Here is a 301-nt window from a genome sequence, read left to right as displayed (position 1 = left end):
GAATCGAACCGCCGACACAAGGATTTTCAGTCCTTTGCTCTACCGACTGAGCTACTGAGCCATATAAAGTTATGTTTCCTAAATAAGGTTTACAATTACCTTTGTCCCCACCTCAGGATGCATTGCTAGGAGCAACTCGGTGGGTACAACTCGTAGTTTATTCATTGAAGCTCTGCTCGTTGCTCTACCGACGCCTGTGCTTAAAGCATCAGCTAAAGCTCATGCTTTGCGCAGAACCTACAGTGAAGCTGCTCAGGATGTTTACGGTCCAGCTACTGAGCCTTCTAATTGACATATGTAT

It is taken from the genome of Bacillus sp. FJAT-27445, from assembly GCF_001510665.1.
Lineage (GTDB): Bacteria > Bacillota > Bacilli > Bacillales > Cytobacillaceae > Bacillus_D.
Note: the sequence above shows the minus strand (reverse complement) of the source record.